The 15,429-nt window shown below is 34.6% G+C and carries 15 protein-coding genes; 9 read left to right on the top strand and 6 right to left on the bottom strand.

Annotated features, from left to right (window positions below):
* Positions 1 to 127: 127 nt before the first annotated feature.
* Positions 128 to 1,312, top strand: coding sequence for a hypothetical protein (locus EZS29_RS06605; RefSeq protein ID WP_130607791.1), 1,185 nt, complete (start codon positions 128 to 130; stop codon positions 1,310 to 1,312).
* A gap of 39 nt (positions 1,313 to 1,351) precedes the next feature.
* A complete protein-coding gene (locus EZS29_RS06600) occupies positions 1,352 to 1,933 on the top strand; it encodes a hypothetical protein (protein WP_130607789.1) in 582 nt (193 codons plus the stop codon).
* A gap of 6 nt (positions 1,934 to 1,939) precedes the next feature.
* Here EZS29_RS06600 and EZS29_RS06595 read toward each other — a convergent pair whose 3' ends face one another.
* The 3 genes from EZS29_RS06595 to lpdA all read right to left on the bottom strand — a co-directional run bounded on the left by EZS29_RS06595 (position 1,940) and on the right by lpdA (position 5,819).
* Positions 1,940 to 2,989, bottom strand: coding sequence for a BMP family lipoprotein (locus EZS29_RS06595; RefSeq protein ID WP_130607787.1), 1,050 nt, complete (start codon positions 2,987 to 2,989; stop codon positions 1,940 to 1,942).
* A gap of 95 nt (positions 2,990 to 3,084) precedes the next feature.
* Positions 3,085 to 4,365, bottom strand: coding sequence for a dihydrolipoamide acetyltransferase family protein (locus tag EZS29_RS06590; RefSeq protein WP_130607785.1), 1,281 nt, complete (start codon positions 4,363 to 4,365; stop codon positions 3,085 to 3,087).
* 50 nt (positions 4,366 to 4,415) lie between these two features.
* Positions 4,416 to 5,819: a dihydrolipoyl dehydrogenase gene (gene lpdA / locus EZS29_RS06585; RefSeq protein ID WP_172603813.1), complete on the bottom strand. Its 1,404-nt coding sequence runs from the start codon at positions 5,817 to 5,819 to the stop codon at positions 4,416 to 4,418.
* 121 nt (positions 5,820 to 5,940) lie between these two features.
* Here lpdA and yihA point away from each other — a divergent pair, with 121 nt between their 5' ends.
* A complete protein-coding gene (gene yihA / locus EZS29_RS06580; RefSeq protein WP_130607781.1) occupies positions 5,941 to 6,618 on the top strand; it encodes a ribosome biogenesis GTP-binding protein YihA/YsxC in 678 nt (225 codons plus the stop codon).
* Positions 6,608 to 7,297: a tRNA (cytidine(34)-2'-O)-methyltransferase gene (locus EZS29_RS06575; protein WP_130607778.1), complete on the top strand. Its 690-nt coding sequence runs from the start codon at positions 6,608 to 6,610 to the stop codon at positions 7,295 to 7,297. The genes yihA and EZS29_RS06575 overlap by 11 nt, the downstream gene beginning before the upstream one ends.
* Positions 7,298 to 7,364: 67 nt before the next feature.
* On the opposite strand, the gene EZS29_RS06570 is transcribed toward EZS29_RS06575, so the two are convergent.
* A complete protein-coding gene (locus EZS29_RS06570; protein ID WP_130607776.1) occupies positions 7,365 to 9,287 on the bottom strand; it encodes a DUF3857 domain-containing protein in 1,923 nt (640 codons plus the stop codon).
* 117 nt (positions 9,288 to 9,404) lie between these two features.
* Positions 9,405 to 9,935: a hypothetical protein gene (locus EZS29_RS06565; RefSeq protein WP_130607774.1), complete on the bottom strand. Its 531-nt coding sequence runs from the start codon at positions 9,933 to 9,935 to the stop codon at positions 9,405 to 9,407.
* A 222-nt stretch (positions 9,936 to 10,157) separates the two neighbouring features.
* Between EZS29_RS06565 and EZS29_RS06560 the strand changes: the two genes are divergently transcribed.
* From EZS29_RS06560 to EZS29_RS06550, 3 genes are read left to right on the top strand one after another with little or no spacing between them, the layout of a single operon-like run.
* Positions 10,158 to 11,465, top strand: a complete 1,308-nt coding sequence (locus tag EZS29_RS06560) for a sensor histidine kinase (RefSeq protein WP_130607772.1) — start codon at positions 10,158 to 10,160, stop codon at positions 11,463 to 11,465.
* Positions 11,465 to 11,995: a response regulator transcription factor gene (locus EZS29_RS06555; protein WP_130607771.1), complete on the top strand. Its 531-nt coding sequence runs from the start codon at positions 11,465 to 11,467 to the stop codon at positions 11,993 to 11,995. Before EZS29_RS06560 ends, EZS29_RS06555 begins: the two co-directional genes overlap by 1 nt.
* A gap of 27 nt (positions 11,996 to 12,022) precedes the next feature.
* Entirely contained in the window at positions 12,023 to 13,072 is a 1,050-nt protein-coding gene (locus EZS29_RS06550; RefSeq protein WP_130607769.1) for a PLP-dependent cysteine synthase family protein, read from the top strand.
* Between the two features lie 11 nt (positions 13,073 to 13,083).
* Here the strand turns inward: EZS29_RS06550 and EZS29_RS06545 are convergent, their stop codons facing one another.
* Positions 13,084 to 14,394 (bottom strand): MFS transporter, encoded by a 1,311-nt coding sequence (locus EZS29_RS06545; RefSeq protein WP_130607767.1) that lies wholly within the window; start codon positions 14,392 to 14,394, stop codon positions 13,084 to 13,086.
* Between the two features lie 399 nt (positions 14,395 to 14,793).
* Here EZS29_RS06545 and EZS29_RS06540 point away from each other — a divergent pair, with 399 nt between their 5' ends.
* Both EZS29_RS06540 and EZS29_RS16060 read left to right on the top strand, forming a co-directional pair.
* Positions 14,794 to 14,994, top strand: a complete 201-nt coding sequence (locus EZS29_RS06540; RefSeq protein WP_130607765.1) for a cytoplasmic protein — start codon at positions 14,794 to 14,796, stop codon at positions 14,992 to 14,994.
* Between the two features lie 42 nt (positions 14,995 to 15,036).
* The gene (locus tag EZS29_RS16060) at positions 15,037 to 15,354 is read left to right on the top strand and encodes a hypothetical protein (protein WP_216678729.1); all 318 of its coding nucleotides are present in this window, start codon (positions 15,037 to 15,039) and stop codon (positions 15,352 to 15,354) included.
* The last annotated feature ends 75 nt before the right edge of the window (positions 15,355 to 15,429 follow it).

Genomic DNA, 15,429 nt, shown 5'->3' with positions numbered 1-15,429 from the left:
AAAAAAAAAGTTTGAAATATAAAATATTATTAGACGAGAAGTTGTTTTTATAATTGATATTTTAATTTAAATATCAATAATAATATTTTATTTTCATATCAAAATTTTAGTGAGGAATAATATGTCGATGCTAAAAAATAGTTTTAAAGTTCTTCTTCTTTCTCCGTTATTTTCACTGCTTCACACTTCTGCTCAAGCTTATCCTGTCGATCCAAATAAAGTTCCTGTCAGCATTGGTCTCGATGCAAAGTCATTGCATGATTTTCAATTAGCTTATGATTCACAAGATAAATCTATTGTATATTACGCTCCAAAAACAGGACGAGTTGCAACCATAAATGGCATGCCCTTAGTTGGCTATCAAACCCTCCCTGATGGTTCAGGTGTATTTAATGTTCAATTTGAAACGGGTGTTTTTGGTGCTGATAAAGAACTTCTTATAAGAACAATCGAAAAAGCTGGTTACAAAGCATTGCCATTTCCGTTTTTTAAAACCAAAGTTGTTCCCTTAACTCCTGGTATAGATCCTGATACTAAAAAACCAATCTGTATCACTGAAGAGGATCCTTCCACTGGTGAAAAAATAACTACTTGCGATCCTACTCTTTATTCGGCTCTGGCATATTCCAACAATGGACCTTCTTTAAATCAAAATATCGCTGTCAGTGCGATGTTAAATAAAGTAGGTGCCAGTGTTTACCGGCAAATGCTGCGTGGTGGTAACGCCTTGCAAATAAATTTACACGCTCAATACTATTCTGCTGGAGACGCCTTCTCTGCAACAGTTGAAGTCAATTACTCAAAGATCTATCAATCATATGTTTCATATTCGAGAAGATGGGATGGTTTTTTAGATAGATCGCAATTGAGTCAATTTTGGGAGCAAGAAGGACTGTGCCTTAATAAAGCAGCCGATCAATGTGGAGTGAGAATTACTTACAAAGATAGTCGTGGCAATATAATTTCTAATGTAACTGTCGATCCAAACAATAAAGAAGCACAAGAAAAACTTCTACAATCTGTAGAAAGATTGAGACAAAAACTAGAAGATCAACTCTTTTCTGCAATCGGGACAAATGCGAACATAACAGAACCAGGAACAGCTGCTCCAAGGTTTACTTACAAAATAAATGAAGCATTTTTTAGAAAAGAAGTAAATGTAAATGCTAAATTTGAGTTCCAAAGCCCAAGGGGTATCAATATCTCTGAGACAGTCTTTCCACTTTCAGTTGGATGCATTCAACAAACTGAGAGTGGTTTTGTAAATAGAAATTTATTAGGCGATTGCAAACTCTATTGGTCAGGAACCTAATAGAATCGCAAGAAAGTTATTGGATTGAGGGATAATTCAATGAACATTTTAAAGCGCTTGGCTATTTTCTTTATATTTTTTGGATACACACAAATTGCTTTTTCAGAAGGGCAATCTATCAGACAATACGTTGAAACAGAAAATACTATTTTTTTTGATTCAACTTTAGCTCCAGCAAAAGATATCGTGTTCTATTTTCCAAAAACATATTTAGATTTTCAAGCATTTTATGATGATGATATTATCCCGAATCCAGATCCGGATTTATATATAGCGCGAGTCCGTACACGAACATTTATTTTTAGGAATCTTGAAGAATTAAATAAAAATTGGGCTGGAAAGATTTTGCGGCCTTGGAATATTTTTGCAAATGATGAATGTCAACTTGTAACACGAGAAAATATTACAGATACGGTCCAGAGTATTAAAATGTTTAATCGAGAAATTAGCGGAGCTTCAAGTGCCCCCATTTGTGAATATTATTTTAAAGCAAAAGGAAAATCCAGAAAAAAAATTCTTGAAGAATTTATCCATCCTGAAAAAAATGGTTGGCTTATTAAAAGAAATTTAATTCTAAGACTTATTAATGAAAGAAATGAAGTAAAGGTTATATATCTTTAACTAAAATTAAATACTTTTCTGATCTTTTTTAGGCAGGGTATAAAAATCTGGCACTTTAATTTTACCCTCAATAATTGCAGAGCGAATATTATTTATTCTTTGGATCTCAAATGCGCTAAATAGAGATTTATTATGCTTATCAAAAGCCCAGTCTACCCCACCATTTCTTAAGTTGTATTCTTTTATATCACTGGTGAATTTTTCGTTCACTAAATCTTCAATCGATGAATAAACCGCCATATCAACATGTTTTTCCATACTCGTTAATATAATTTTAGGTGCAATTGCATTTTGATTCGAATCGACTCCTATAGCAAAATAAGTTTGAGTGGGATTCTTTTCTTTTACTTGCTGAATGGCATCAAACACACCCATACCTGAAGGGCCTGCAACTTGAAAAATAACATCGACTCCTTGAGCAATTTGCGCAAGTGCAATTTCCTTTGCTTTTGCTGGGTTATTCCAGGCTTCTGGGGTTGTGCCAATAATACTTGTTGCCACTTGGATTTTGTCTGAAATTTTTTTTGCGCCTGCTTTATAAGCGTAAGCAAAACGACTCATCATGGGAATGTCCATACCACCAACCAAACCTATTTTTTTCGATTTCGATTTAATGGCAGCAATACTTCCCATTAAATATGCGCCTTCATCTTCTCGAAAAAGAGCAGATCGAATATTCTTTTTCGTAGAGAGAGCTTTATGATCAATTGTTAAATATTTTTTATTTGCATATTTTTCTGCAAAATTTTTCACATAACTCGAAGGATTAAAGCCAATTGTTATTATTAAACTACAATCAGGATCGAGAGAGAAATTTCTTAAATAATGCTGAATCTGTGCATCGGAGTGAATTTCAAGAAATTTACTCTCTGAAGAAATATCCAAATTATCCAAAGCCTTTTGAAAACCACGCACTGCAGATTCATTAAATGATTTATCGTCTTTTCCACCCCGATCGAGCACCATGCATATTTTTTGTTTCGCATTTGCACTTAGATTGACTGATAAATTTAATAAACAAACAAAAGAAACAATTAAAAACAAAAATTTTTTCATATTTAATACCCATAAAAAAACTCAAAGAGTTGTTCTCTTTGAGTTCATTAAAGTTACAGACAGTTCGCTTAACTCAGAAAAAATTCCGGAATTTTTTAAATAACTGGAATATTCCAGTTCTCAAGAACATTTTTAACTGTGCTTAAAAACTTACCGCTGTCTGAACCATCGATGACACGATGATCAAAGGAAAGAACACAATAGCACATTGTGCGAATTGCAATTGCATCGTTGATTACAACAGGTTTCTTTTGCATAGCACCAATGCCAAAAATAGCAACTTGTGGTTGATTAATAATTGGTTGCCCTATTACTGTGCCAAATCCGCCGTAATTACTGATTGAGAAAGTACCTCCACGCACATCATCTGGAGCCAGTTTTTTGTTGCGCGCTTTTTCTGCTAAATTGTTCAGTTCGCGGCCAAGACCAACAAAACTTCTTTCAGAAGAATTTTTAATGACGGGAACAATAAGACCCCAATCCAAAGCCACAGCACAACCTAAATTGATGTCTTTCTTATAAAGGATTGCGTCACCATCGACACTGGAATTGACAACAGGCACGGCTTTTATAGCTTCGACCACTGCTTGTAAGAAGAATGGCATAAAAGTTAATTTAAATCCATTAATTGCTTCGAATTTATCTTTGAATTTTGCACGCACATCAACGATTTTTTGCAAATCTATTTCAATGACAGAAGTCACATGTGGACTTGTTCTTTTGCTCATGACCATGTGATCAGCAATTTTTTTGCGCATACCTGTCATAGGCACACGACTGACCCGCACGCCATCAATCACACCTTCAGACGAACCTCCAGTCGATTTAACATGATCAGCGCTCGCCTTTGAAACTGGAGCTGTTGCTGCAGCGGCAGCAGCTGCGACCAAAGGAGAAACGGATTTGCCAGTTTCAAGTGCGGCAAGGACATCATTTTTAACGATTTTATTACCTTCACCCGATCCCTGAAGTTTAGAAAGATCGACTGAATGCTCTTCTGCAACTTTACGTGCAAGTGGGCTTGCTAAAACTTTAGCATTGTCGAGAGCAGGCTGTGCTGCTGGGGCGGAAGCTGCTGGGGCCGATACTTTCGCTGCTGCAGGTGCTGCCGCTTGAGCAATTGTCCCTGGCTGTGCTGCATCGTCGATAACGGCCACAACGGAATTAACACTTACGACATCATTTTCTTTAGCTAATATTTGTACCAGAACACCACTTGCAGGCGAAGGGATTTCTGTGTCGACTTTATCAGTAGAGATTTCAAATAATATTTCTTCGCGTTGAACTTTATCGCCAACTTTTTTATGCCATCGAGTCAATGTTCCTTCTTGAATAGACTCGCCCATTTGTGGCATAAGAACATTCTGAGTTGCCATTTTTAATAATCCTTTGTCTTCATCAGTTCTCAAATACAAAAGCAAACATATCACATATTAATTGGATGTCCCATTGCTGCATGTGCAGCCTCTTTTATAATTTCTGACACGGTTGGGTGTGGATGAATTGTGTGAGCCAATTCTTCGATTGTCATTTCAAGGTTGTTACCTAACGCAAACTCAGAAATCATTTCACTTGCTTTTGTATTGACAATGTGAACTCCGAGAACTTCGCCGTATTTTGGATCGACAAGGATTTTAACAAATCCTTCTGCAATGTCATCAATACGCGCTTTCGCCACTGCAGAAAATGGAAACTTAGCTGCTTTATATGCACGACCAGATTTCTTTAATTGATTTTCAGTATGACCGATGCTTGCAATTTCAGGATAAGTATAAATTGCTGCTGGATTCGTTAAATAATTAATTGGATGGCGCTTCTTGCCAGCAATAATATCGACTGCATACAGTGCTTCCGCAGAGCCAGTGTGAGCAAGTTGAGGAGTAGAAAGAACATCACCAACAGCATAAATTCCTGCTATATTTGTTTGGTAAGTCTTAAGGTCTACAGGAATAAATCCACGCTCATCGAGTTTAATACCAACTTTTTCAAGGCCAATATTTTCTACGTTAGGTGAACGCCCAACACTCAACAACACTTTATCAAATGTACGAACTGAATTTTCACCTTCAATTTGCACTTCAACCTTATTACCTTTTGCAACAATGGATTTTGTTTTTGTGCTTGTTAAAACTTCACAGTTTTGTTTTTTCAGTGCTTTTGTAAGTTCAGCAGCTGTTTCATGATCTTCAGTTGGACAAATTTGTTCTGCCATTTCGAGGATTGTTACTTTAGTTCCGTAACGGCCATAAGCTGAGGCAAATTCACAACCGATAACACCTCCACCAAGCACAGCCATAGTTTCGGGTACTTTATCAAAAGCCCAGATTTCTTCTGAAGTGACAATATTCTTTCCGTCCACCTTAATGTGAGGAAGATGTCTTGCACGACTTCCTGTGGCGATTAAAATATTTTTACAAGTGTAATTTGTCTTTTTACCATCTGCATTGACTTCAACTTGCCCCTTGGCAACTATAGAGCCAAAACCGCGAATGACATCGACTTTATTTTTTTTCATTAGAAAACCAACGCCATTTGTCATGGTTTTCACAATTTCATCACGACGCTTATTCACTTGGGGGAAATCAAGTTCTGGATTGTCTGCTCCAGCGATTTTAACACCGTAACTCGCAAATTTTTTAGCTTTTTCATACATAAGTGCTGACTGAAGCATGGATTTTGCTGGAATACAGCCAACGTTTAAACACGTCCCTCCTAGCCATTGCTCTTTTTCTACAAGAGCAACTTTCATCCCAAGCTGGCTGGCATAAATTGCGCCTTCATACCCAGCTGGGCCACTTCCGATAACAATGAGATCATAATTTGTAGACATTAAAATTTCTCCCCAGTGACAATAACCTAAAAAATATCCTAAAAGGCACTTGGAATCACCCGCTGTTTGTATGTAGTCTTGCCCTTCGTAAAACGCAACCTTGGGAAAGGGAAAACTCCCCATGCGCGAGATCAAATTGCCAACACAGAATTTTATCCAATATCTCTCTGAAAAGAAAACTCCTCTCCATGTGGAGTTTGTGAGTTCAGGGATGATTAATTCCGATCTTCCACCTTCGACAGTGCCTGAATTTGCCCTTGTCGGACGCAGTAATGTCGGTAAAAGCTCTTTACTGAACTACTTAGCAGGACAAAAGCAGCTTGCCAGGGTGAGCAACACTCCCGGAAGAACGCAAACGATTAACCTTTTTTCAGCGGAAAAAGGTGAGTTTTTACTTGTCGACCTGCCTGGTTATGGTTATGCAGAGTCCTCCTTATCCACTCGTGCCCATTGGCAAAAAGCCATGCAAGAGTATTTCGAAAAACGCGAAGGCCTTTTTGCCGTGTTTATTCTGGTTGATATCAGAAGAGATATACAGCCTGAAGATGAAGCCTTATCTCGCTGGTTCCAACAACTTGGATTAAAGGTAATCGCTCTGCAAACAAAATGCGATAAGCTGCATAAGAGCAAATGGAATGCGATTCGCATTCAACACGCCAAAAAACTAGCGCTTTCCCCAAGTCAGGTCTTAACAGTGAGTTCTGATAAAAAAATTGGTCTACCAGATATTCTACGTTCTTTAGCTGGAATGCTTGACTCCCTCGACAAAGAAACTGAGGATTTAGAAAATGCCCCATAACATTTCTAAAACCCAGATAAAACGCAATGCAAAATTGCAAAAATCACAAGAAGAAAAGGAAGAGTATACAGGAAAACTTGCTTATAAATTAGGTGAAAGCCTAACAGAAGACGACAATCTTGTCCCAGCAAAATGTCCCGAACTTTCTTTTGAAAAAAGTGGATATTTAGAGCCACTCTGCCGAGATGAACTTATAAAATACCATCCTGAAGTTGTGCTCTACTGCCCACAAATTCCACAAAACACCGGAACAATTGCGCGATTATGTGCTGCCTTTTCTTGCACTCTCCATTTAATAGAACCCATGGGTTTTCACATTACGGAAAAAGCTCTGCGCCGCGCAGGACTGGATTATTGGGAGCATGTAAATGTTTACGTGCATAAAAGCTTTAAAGATTTCTTAAAAACGCGATCGAACCGCCGCTTGATCTTTATCGAAACAGGTGGCACAGAAACTCCGATCGATTTTGCCTTTCAACCAGGCGATCTCCTTGTTTTTGGTGCAGAAACCTTTGGCATTCCAAACGATATTATGGAGAAAGAGATTGAAAAAAAGAATGGTTATAAATTAACCATCCCTATGTTTAATCGAGGTGTCCGCAGTTTAAACCTTGCCAATACTGTGTCAATTGTTGTTTATGTGGCTCTTGCAAAACTTGCACACTCAATAAATTTATAATTTCACTTCATTCATGAGCCTTTATAAATTTTACTTCATTCATGAGCCTTTATAAATTTTACTTCATTCATGAGCCTTTATAAATTTTACTTGAATTTATAATTGCAAACCTATTGATACAAGAGTCTATTTCTTCTTGAAAATCATTAAATTCCTTACTCAAAAGCTCATGATTTAATATGTGCCGCTGTTTCTTTTCAACAAAGTCGATAATTTCAACGCCATCTTCCTTGTCTACTATTTTTCTAGAAAAATCAGCCCATTTAGATTTAACTTCACAACCTTTAAAATCTCTATTCGATCGATAAACATTTTTTAACAGTTTTATATCTTTATATTTAATAAGATAATTAATATATAAATCAGATTTTCTGTCATCCGTTTTGAATAAATAGTTATTCACATGATTGTCCATTGCATTTAGCATATATGCATTGCCTAAATCTGTCCTTAATTCATTCGATTTCATTTTGATTATATAATTGATGGTTTCATCATGCACAACCCTTGATTTAAAATCATAATCTTCAAAATTATAACTCATAATTGTACTATTATTTGGAGAAAATAAATTTGCTAAATAGTTATCAATAGTTTCCTTTGAGTGCTGTAACTCAAGTCCAGTAAGTTTCTCAGCGGCAAAGTTTTTCAATTCAACGGAACCTTTTCTAAAAACCATTCCTTTTTCTGAAAAATCGTGAACTTCCTTTTTAACTATATTAAGATCGTCTGCAGTCAGTGCAGGGATATGTTCAAGTCCGACTGAATTTGCTTTCACCACAAGAGCATCTCTATCTGCAATATTTGGAAATACCCCTTGCGCAAAACTCAAACCTTGGGTCGGATCGATCCACTTTATTTTTCCGTCGTATTCAACTTGAACGATCATGTGATTAAATGAATAAAGATTGGGCAAATTCACTGGATACTCTTGAAAATCAATTGCGCTATAAACATAAGCAACATTTGAAGTTATTCCTAATTTTCTCAAAATCGCTGTGGTTATTATTGAATAATCTTTACAATCCCCTAAACCTGTTTTGGCAATTTCAGCAAGATCTCTTGGATCGAACCCACTTTCTAACGATCGCCAATCGCCAAAATATTTTATTTTTTCTGCTATCCCAGATGTAACAACATTGATCTTATCATTGATATTTTCCTTTTTAGCAGCTTCAGAAAGTATATTTTCAAAAATATCTGGAATTTTTTGTGAAAGAATATCTTCATATTTTTTTAACTTATTATCAGATATTTTTTTCCAGGAATTGTAGCTTGAAATCGCGATCAATGGAACTTCCGAAATATTTAAAAAAGCAAAATCCTCATCAACAATTACCTTTAAATATGGTTTTTTTAATTTTATATTAATAGTTTGAGTCGAGTTATTTTTAATTTCCTTAAATTCAAGTGCTTCATTTTTATCACTTATTGCTGAATAAAGAGGAATTTTAGAATTGATTTTAATATTTGCACTCAGTAAATAGCCAGAAAAATTAAATAAAAACTCTTTTGCAAATAGTTTTGGCACAAATGTTTCTTTTGTCTTTTTAAATATGCTTAAATAAAGTTCTGCTCCTTTTTTTACATTATGGAATTTAATCAAAATTTGATTCTCATTGCGAAATCCCAAAGAATTACTTGCTATACTTTTGTCTTCTATATCTTTTTGTGGAACTTTATATTTTTTACCATCATAAATTGTATATGCTTCCAAGATTTTAATATTTTCAATCGATGGATCGTAACTAATAGGTTGTGTTAAGAAATTATCTGAGGCAGAATCTTTGGTTAATGTTATTTTAACTTTCATTTTGTCCGTAAAGAGTCCTTTTTCATCCACATTTATTTCTCGATCATAATAATCGATATTATGTGTTACTTCTTCGATTTTCTGCCACCGCGCTATAGCTGTTCTAGCAAAAAGGATGAAAAACAAAACAATCATTGCTTTAATAATCTGACGTTGATAAAAAATATTAATATTCACTTATAATCTCCAAAATATCGGATACATTAGTTCTAAAATACTTTATATTTAAAATTTTAAGTTCATTAATTAGATCAGGAAAAGTATTTTAGAAAAGAATAATTTTTCGAAAGAACTCTAGTCTTTTATATTAAAATCAAATAAGCCAACGGTGTCATTTTTATAAAATACACGCACTTGCCATAATCCTGGCATATATAATTGCATAGCTGAAATATGTATACAGCCAAAATAAGGATTTGCGGCAGCCTTCTCTTTTAATGCAGCAGATATTTTATCTTTAAAAGCAACAGATATGTCTTCATGCTTATTTACAACTGGAGGTTGGGTGCCATGTCCCATATCAGGCATATAGAGATCTATTTTTTCAATATCAGCAACTTGATCAACGCACAAAATAGCCTGGGCCATATCTTTAGAGTTTGGTTCACTCCCAATAAAACTCAGTGAGCCAAAATAGCTTTCTGGTGAGTGACTTGGTGCTTCATCCACTTTTCCTGTTGCTTTATCATAAATTTTTGTAGTCATCGAAAGCTCATTGGATTTTTCACTTTTAACTTCAGTGTCTTTTTTCCGGTTAAGTAAAACGACTGCAAATGCCCCGACTAACAATCCAACTATTAATAATATTTTTGTAATTTTTGCCACTTATTAACTCCTCATACAAATCAAAACGAATACAATTCAATCAACGGACAAACAATAGTGCTAGCAGATCTAAACGAAAAAGAAAGTGCTTCATGATTTGATTCTCAGAAATATCAATTTCTCTATAAAAAAAACGAGAGAAACCCTTGGTATTGTTTTTTATATGAGTTAAACAAGCAGAAAGAGCTCCATTAAGGAGCAATAAAAAAATATGGATATCATATGTCAGTCAGACTCTTGCAAAGAAAAATTTCTGGTTTCATATTGGGACATGGCTTTCCTGATGAAAATAGAACAAAGCTCACATGGCTTATCCGTTTACGTTGGCTAGCAATTTTATCACAAATGATATGCCTGCATTTTGCTTTGAATCATGGATGGATTAACCGCGCCTATATTTCTGTTTATCTCTTTACAATTGTTAATTTAGCATTCCTTAATGCCTGTGCATTTTATTTAACTCGAAAACTGAAAAATATCTCGAATGGAATTATATTTTTCCAGCTACTTTGCGATCTCAGCGCTGTTACTTTTTTACTTATTTTGACAGGCGGAGCTTGGAATCCATTTCTTCCAATAATCTTTTTGCATATTTCGTTAGGAGCAATTCTACTAAGAGGAAGAACGGTTCTGATCTTTTGTCTTATAGTTATTTCAAGTGTGTTACTCTTGCACTCTCCTGCAGATATGCCTCCTGCTCTCAGCAAAGGACCAACTTCAAGTCAAGTTTTAATTCCTTCTCAAATTATGGTCAGTTTACTTATTTTTATCTTAACATATTGGTTAACCTGTTCTCTAAGTTTACAAAAGAAATTCTCTGAAAAATTACAAGCAGAAAATAATCGTATCGATAAATTAAGAGCACTGGGTGCACTTTCTTCTGGTTTTTCTCATGAATTTGCAACACCGCTCAATACAATCAAATTAAGAATAGAAAGGTTGGCACGTAAAAATCAATTGTATGAAAATGATGATTATAAAACTATTCTCAAGGCCGTTTCTCAATGTGAAAATGCGATTCGCCAAATGAGCAATAGCAGCTTGTCAAATGAAAAAACAAATTTTGAAAAGAAAAATATAGCTCAAATTATAAAAGATATTAGCCGAAGTTGGAATTCTAAAACTCGCAATGCAAGTGTTTATATAAATGAAAATGCAGAAAAAGTAGAATGTTTTATTCCTGTTTTAGCTTTTACCAAAGCATTTGTAGATATTCTCGACAATGCTGAGCAAGCAACAATAAGTACAAATAAAGCATACGAATTTATTCCAATTTTAGTTACTTTAAGCATTGAAAATAAATATATCTCACTTTCTATATTAGATGAAGGTTCTGGCTGGCCAGAAGTCGTGCAAAAATATGCTGGCCAACCATTTGTGACAACAAAAACAGATGGTGTTGGGCTTGGGCTTTATAATGCATTTACTTTTGCATCTGCAGTAGGAGGACATTTTTTATTGGAAAATAATATCAAACAAGGAGCCTGCGCTCGGTTTCTCATTCCTATTTATGAGGGAGGCCAATTATAATGCATAAAAAAAAGATTTTAATATTAGAAGACAATGAAGATTTTCGCGCTTCTCTTGCTCTAGAATTTGAAGACAGAGGCTTAGAAATTATTGCCATCGAAAACATGAGTGAAATTCCAGAGACTCCTATTCAATACGCAGTTGTGGATCTCCGCTTAAAGAATGACAATGGCATTCAATGTGTCGAAAAAATACATAGCATCTCTCCTGCGTGTCGGATCGTTATGCTCACGGGTTATCCAAGTCTCGCAACAGCTGTCCAAGCTATGAAAAAAGGGGCTGTGAATTATCTCACAAAACCAATCAATTTTTCACAACTTGAAAAAGCTTTATTTGAAGAAGAAACTACAGAACAAATACAAAATAATCTTATCAACGAAAGCGCTCCAAGTCTCGCGCGGCATGAAAGAGAATATATTGAATATATTTTAGCTGAATGCCAAGGAAATATTACCAATGCAGCAAAAAAATTGGGACTGCATCGGCAAAGTTTGCAAAGGAAGTTAAAAAAATATCCACCTCGAAAATAATCTTTAATATAACAGTTGGAGTCTATAATGAGTCAAGAATGGCTAAATATTGCAATAAAAAAAATCAACGCTGATTTTAATCGCTCTGCTGACACACATCTTTTTAAAGCAAATATTCCTTCCCTAGAAGGAATTGATATTTATTTTAAAGATGAAGCTGCACATCCGACAGGCAGCCTCAAGCACAGACTGGCTCGTTCATTGTTTCTTTATGCTCTTTGCAATGGCTGGATCAATGAAAAAAGTACGATTATAGAAGCTTCATCAGGCTCAACAGCTGTTTCAGAAGCCTATTTTGCCCGCATGATCGGCCTCAAGTTTATAGCAGTTATGCCTAAGAATACTTCAAAAGAAAAAATTTTAAAAATTGAATTTTATGGAGGCAAATGCCACCTGGTAGACAATGCAACTCAAGTTCCTGCGGAAGCAGAAAAGCTTTCTAAAAATAAAAATTGTCACTTTATGGATCAGTTTACTTATGCAGAACGTGCAACAGATTGGCGTGGAAATAACAATATCGCAGAATCTATTTTTCAGCAGATGGAACAAGAACTTTTTCCAATTCCCACTTGGATTGTGATTGGTGCTGGTACAGGTGGCACAAGTGCTACAATTGGCCGCTACATTCGTTACCAAGGATACAATACAAAAGTTTGTGTGGTCGATCCTGAAAATTCTATTTTTTATGATTATTTTAATGGCAAAATTTCTGAAGATGCGCAAATTAATCAGAGTTCATGTATCGAAGGGATAGGCAGACCCCGCGTCGAAAAATCATTTATAAAAAATATAGTAGATCACATGATCCAGGTTCCTGACTCGGCCTCTATTGCTGCTATGCATTTTTTAGCCAATGAAATGGCTTATGCGCGTGGCCCTTCAACTGGCACTAATTTATATGGTGTTTATGAAATTGCTAAAAAAATGAAGAAAAAAGGAGAAAGAGGTTCCATTGTAACCTTGTTTTGTGACTCGAGCTCTCGTTATTTAAAAACCTATTACGATAGCGAGTGGATTAAAAAGAATGGCTTTCAATTGGAACCTTATTCTACAGAGTTAAAAAAGTTTTTTTCTTAATTTTTATAAACTCACTCGACTTCCTTTTTAGAATGAAAGAAATTAAAAATTAAAGCAATTATTGAAACTAAAATCATATAAAATGCAGGAGAGGTTTTTAACTCAGTTTCTTTAATCAAAGTCGTAGCAATCAATGGAGTGAATCCTCCAAATATTCCGAAGGCTAGATTATAGCTCAATGAAGCACCGGAATAGCGGATTTTAGTGGGAAAAGATTGGGCTAAACGATAAATACTTCCCGCGGTAATACAGGCCGTTGCCACTGAAACAACAGCATAGCAAAAATAAATAGAATTAAAATTATTCGGAGTAAAAGAATTAAAAATTGGGTAAGAAAAAACGATTAAAAGGATCAAACCAAAATTCAGCACTTTTTTAGGCCCGATTTTATCACATAAAATTCCACTTAAAATAATAATAAGGGCATAAACGAAAACGGCTGCAGAGTTGATAAATAAAATATCATCCGCTTTGAAGCCATGATAAACATTTAAATAAGTAGGCAAGTATAGTAAATAAAGGGTCACAGCGACTGCTAAAGCCAAAATACTCACCGCTGTTTGCAAAAGTTCAAATTTATATTTTGCAAGAACGAGGGAAACTGGTAATTTTATATTTTCCTTTTTCATTTTTTTAAATACAGGAGTTTCTTTTAAGAATCTCCGTAAATAGACACCGATTAAGCCCAATACTCCGCCTACTAAAAATGGCAAACGCCAACCCCAAGCATAAAGTTCCTCTTTTGTTAAATAGTGATTGAGCAATGCTCCTGCAGAAGAACCAAGAAAAATCCCTAAAATAATTCCACAGAAAAGCACTCCACAAGCAAATCCTCTCCGCGATTTATGGGCATGTTCATAAATAAAAGTAATAGAACACGGAATTTCTCCGCCAATAGCAAGTCCTTGAGCAATTCTACACGCTATCAATAAAAAGGTTGCCGTGATTCCAATTTGTGCATAGGTCGGAAGTATGCCGATGATAAAAGTAGGAGCTGCCATTAAAAAAACGGTCAATGCAAACGAGTTTTTCCGCCCACTTTTGTCACCATAGTGACTGAATAAAACCCCACCTAAAACTCTTGCTAAATAGCCACTGGCAAAAACTGTAAAAGATATTAATAATGAACCGACTTTTGTGCTTGTATCAAAAAACAATTGACCAATTATTTGAGCAAAAAAGACATAGACAACGAAATCATAAAATTCTAAAGATCCACCCAGCGCTGATATAGAGAAAGTTTTAATTTCTTCACGACTGAGCGAGTGGGACTGATTGCTGTTTTCACTTTGATCGATGGGAGCCGATTCTATTTGATCCATATAAGCCTCTAATTTAAAACGTTTAATCAACTAGTCAAGAGATTTATATTAACAATTTCAGAAATATTTGCAATTATTTTAAAATTATTTTTAATATAAGAAACGATTTAAAAATATATCAATATAAATTTATAACCTTATTTTTACAAAAAATGATTTTTGCCAAATTCGGCTAAGTGATTTTATTTTAAGCAATATACCATTGAGTGATTAATGTTTTATTAAAATACCTATTAACAGAATTGAAAAAAAGGCTTTGCAAAATCTTCAAATAGAGCTATATCGTTATTTACATATTGAGAAATTTTTCATAAAAAGTAAAGTTCAGATTGCAAAATGAGACATAAAAAAAAGGATTAATTTTCTTAAACTAAAAGACATTAAATTCTCGGAGATAGAATGAATGAACAATGCAAATTAAGCATTAAGAACAAGCATATTATTGAAAAATATAAAAATTGTTCCTGTTACTATTGCTTAAAAACGTATGAGACAATTGAAATAAGAGAATATATTGATGACAATCTCACAGCTCTATGCCCTTATTGTGGAATAGATGCCGTTGTTTGCTTTAAAGAAAACAATACAAATACTCAATAAATTTTAAAAGATTGGCACAGACAACCTTTTAAAACAGTTACCTTGACAGAGGAAGAAAAAATTCTTGCACGTTTTAAAAAATACACATCTACAACCAGTGCAAAAATTTATAAATGCAAAATATCAAATAAATTTTACTTTTATTTAAAAGATATAAGCGTAGGATCTGTGCACTGCGAGGTATTAACTGGCATGAAAAATATAAATATGAATCAAAAAGTGAATGCAACTGTTAACTTCAAAACAAAACCTGTGGATTTCTCAAAAAGTTATTTTGATGGTTTTATCACGCAAATACTTCATCCTAAGGTTTCTATATTTTATATTGCTGCCTTTCCAAAAATTATTTCTTCCGTTTGATTTTTTTATTATTTTAAAACATGAATTGTTTATCGTTAACATTTATAAATATTCCTATGAATGAAACAGGATTTT

The organism is Fluviispira sanaruensis (genome assembly GCF_004295685.1).
Lineage (GTDB): Bacteria > Bdellovibrionota_B > Oligoflexia > Silvanigrellales > Silvanigrellaceae > Silvanigrella > Silvanigrella sanaruensis.
This window is presented reverse-complemented; position numbering and strand designations above follow the sequence as displayed.

Excerpts from the sequence above, each read along its gene's own strand:
- yihA (WP_130607781.1), top strand. The coding sequence starts at position 5,941 with ATGCGCGAGATCAAATTGCCAACACAGAATTTTATCCAATATCTCTCT.
- EZS29_RS06595 (WP_130607787.1), bottom strand. The coding sequence starts at position 2,989 with ATGAAAAAATTTTTGTTTTTAATTGTTTCTTTTGTTTGTTTATTAAAT.
- EZS29_RS06540 (WP_130607765.1), top strand. The coding sequence starts at position 14,794 with ATGAATGAACAATGCAAATTAAGCATTAAGAACAAGCATATTATTGAA.
- EZS29_RS06575 (WP_130607778.1), top strand. The coding sequence starts at position 6,608 with ATGCCCCATAACATTTCTAAAACCCAGATAAAACGCAATGCAAAATTG.
- EZS29_RS06590 (WP_130607785.1), bottom strand. The coding sequence starts at position 4,365 with ATGGCAACTCAGAATGTTCTTATGCCACAAATGGGCGAGTCTATTCAA.
- EZS29_RS06560 (WP_130607772.1), top strand. The coding sequence starts at position 10,158 with ATGTCAGTCAGACTCTTGCAAAGAAAAATTTCTGGTTTCATATTGGGA.
- EZS29_RS06555 (WP_130607771.1), top strand. The coding sequence starts at position 11,465 with ATGCATAAAAAAAAGATTTTAATATTAGAAGACAATGAAGATTTTCGC.
- EZS29_RS06550 (WP_130607769.1), top strand. The coding sequence starts at position 12,023 with ATGAGTCAAGAATGGCTAAATATTGCAATAAAAAAAATCAACGCTGAT.
- EZS29_RS06605 (WP_130607791.1), top strand. The coding sequence starts at position 128 with ATGCTAAAAAATAGTTTTAAAGTTCTTCTTCTTTCTCCGTTATTTTCA.
- EZS29_RS06545 (WP_130607767.1), bottom strand. The coding sequence starts at position 14,394 with ATGGATCAAATAGAATCGGCTCCCATCGATCAAAGTGAAAACAGCAAT.
- EZS29_RS06600 (WP_130607789.1), top strand. The coding sequence starts at position 1,352 with ATGAACATTTTAAAGCGCTTGGCTATTTTCTTTATATTTTTTGGATAC.
- lpdA (WP_172603813.1), bottom strand. The coding sequence starts at position 5,819 with ATGTCTACAAATTATGATCTCATTGTTATCGGAAGTGGCCCAGCTGGG.